General features: G+C 64.0%; 1 protein-coding gene. It reads left to right on the top strand.

What is annotated here, in order from left to right:
• Window positions 1-1,957 (top strand): 1-deoxy-D-xylulose-5-phosphate synthase (gene dxs / locus GOB86_RS15335; protein WP_242012719.1); only part of this gene is annotated, 1,957 nt, incomplete at both ends.

The raw sequence follows: 1,957 nt of genomic DNA, 5'->3' as shown, positions 1-1,957 counted from the left end.
ACCAGAACGCCGCGTCACCGATTCCCACTCTTGGCCGTTTTCCCGCACTGGATCGTGTTCGCGTTCCCGCGGACCTGCGCAACCTGTCTGTTGAGCAGCTCAAGCAGCTTGCGGACGAACTGCGGGCCGAAACGGTAGACGCGGTCTCCACCACGGGCGGGCACCTTGGGGCCTCGCTTGGTGTTGTGGAACTGACCGTGGCGCTGCATGCCGTGTTCGACACGCCCGATGACCGGGTGATCTGGGATGTGGGGCATCAGGCCTACCCGCACAAAATCCTGACCGGGCGGCGCGAGCGCATCCGCACCCTGCGTCAGCCGGGCGGGCTGTCCGGCTTTACCCGCCGGGCGGAAAGCGAATACGACCCGTTTGGCGCGGCCCACTCCTCCACCTCCATTTCCGCCGGGCTGGGCATGGCCGTGGCCCACCACCTGCGCGCGGAGGACGACCCCTCCTACCGTGAGCGCAATGTGATTGCGGTTATTGGCGATGGCTCCATTTCCGCCGGTATGGCGTATGAGGCCATGAACAACGCCGCCGTGGCGGGGCCGGGTGCGGAGCGGCTGATCGTTATCCTCAACGATAACGAAATGTCCATCGCCCCACCCGTGGGGGCCATGTCCAACTACCTCTCGCGCCTCATGTCCTCACGCAAGTTCATGGAGCTGCGCGAACTGGCGGGCAAGTTTGTTAAAAAACTGCCTGCCCCGGTCGAACGCACCGCCCGCAAGGCGGACGAATACGCCCGCGGCATGATCACAGGCGGCACCCTGTTCGAGGAACTGGGCTTTTACTACGTAGGCCCGGTGGACGGGCATGACCTGCCGCAACTGGTCAATATCCTGCGCAACCTGCGCGATACGGATAAAGGCCCGATCCTGCTGCATGTGATTACGGAAAAAGGACACGGCTACCGCCCGGCGGAAAACGCAGGCGACAAATATCATGCCGTGGCCAAGTTCAACGTCATTACCGGTGAGCAGAAAAAAGGCCCCGCAGGCCCGCCAAGCTATACCTCTGTTTTTGCGCGCGAACTGGTTCGCCGCGCCCAGACCGACAAGCGGATAACCGCCGTGACCGCCGCCATGCCCTCGGGCACCGGGCTGGATGCATTTGCCAAGAACTACCCCGAGCGGTTTTTTGACGTCGGCATTGCCGAGCAGCACGCGGTAACCTTTGCCGCAGGCATGGCAACCGAGGGGCTGCGCCCGTTCTGCGCCATTTACTCCACCTTCCTCCAGCGCGCGTATGATCAGGTCATGCACGACGTGGTGCTCCAGAACCTGCCGGTGCGCTTTGCCATTGACCGTGCGGGTCTGGTGGGGGCCGATGGGGCCACGCATGCGGGCTCGTTCGATATTGCCTATCTGGGCTGCCTGCCGGGCATGACCATCATGGCTCCATCGGACGAGCTGGAACTGCTGCACATGACCGCAACAGCCGCCGAGTTTGATGAAGGCCCGATCGCCCTGCGTTACCCGCGTGGCAACGGGCTTGGGCTGGACCTGCCTGCCCAGGGGCAGGTGCTCGAAATCGGGAAAGGCCGCATCATCCGCGAGATGGGGAGCCAGTCTGGCGCGCAGACGGGTGGCATTGCCATTCTCTCGCTCGGGCCAAGGCTTGGCGCGTGCCTGCAGGCCGCCGACATGCTGGCCGCTCAGGGTCTGCCCCCAACAGTGGCCGATGCCCGCTTTGCCAAGCCGATTGATACGGCGCTGGTGGAAAACCTTGCCCGCAATCATGCGGTGCTGATTACGATTGAGGAAGGCTCCGAGGGCGGGTTTGGCACACAGGTCTGCCACCATCTGGCCCGCACGGGCCTGCTGGACCGGGTGCGCTTCCGCCCCATGACCCTGCCCGACCGCTTTATCGACCACAACACGCAGGACGCGCAGTATGACGAGGCAGGGCTCTCCGCCCCACACATCGTCGCAACCGCTCTTAACGCCTTGGGTGT

It is taken from the genome of Acetobacter lambici (assembly GCF_011516885.1).
Classification (GTDB): Bacteria; Pseudomonadota; Alphaproteobacteria; order Acetobacterales; family Acetobacteraceae; genus Acetobacter; species Acetobacter lambici.
This window is presented reverse-complemented; position numbering and strand designations above follow the sequence as displayed.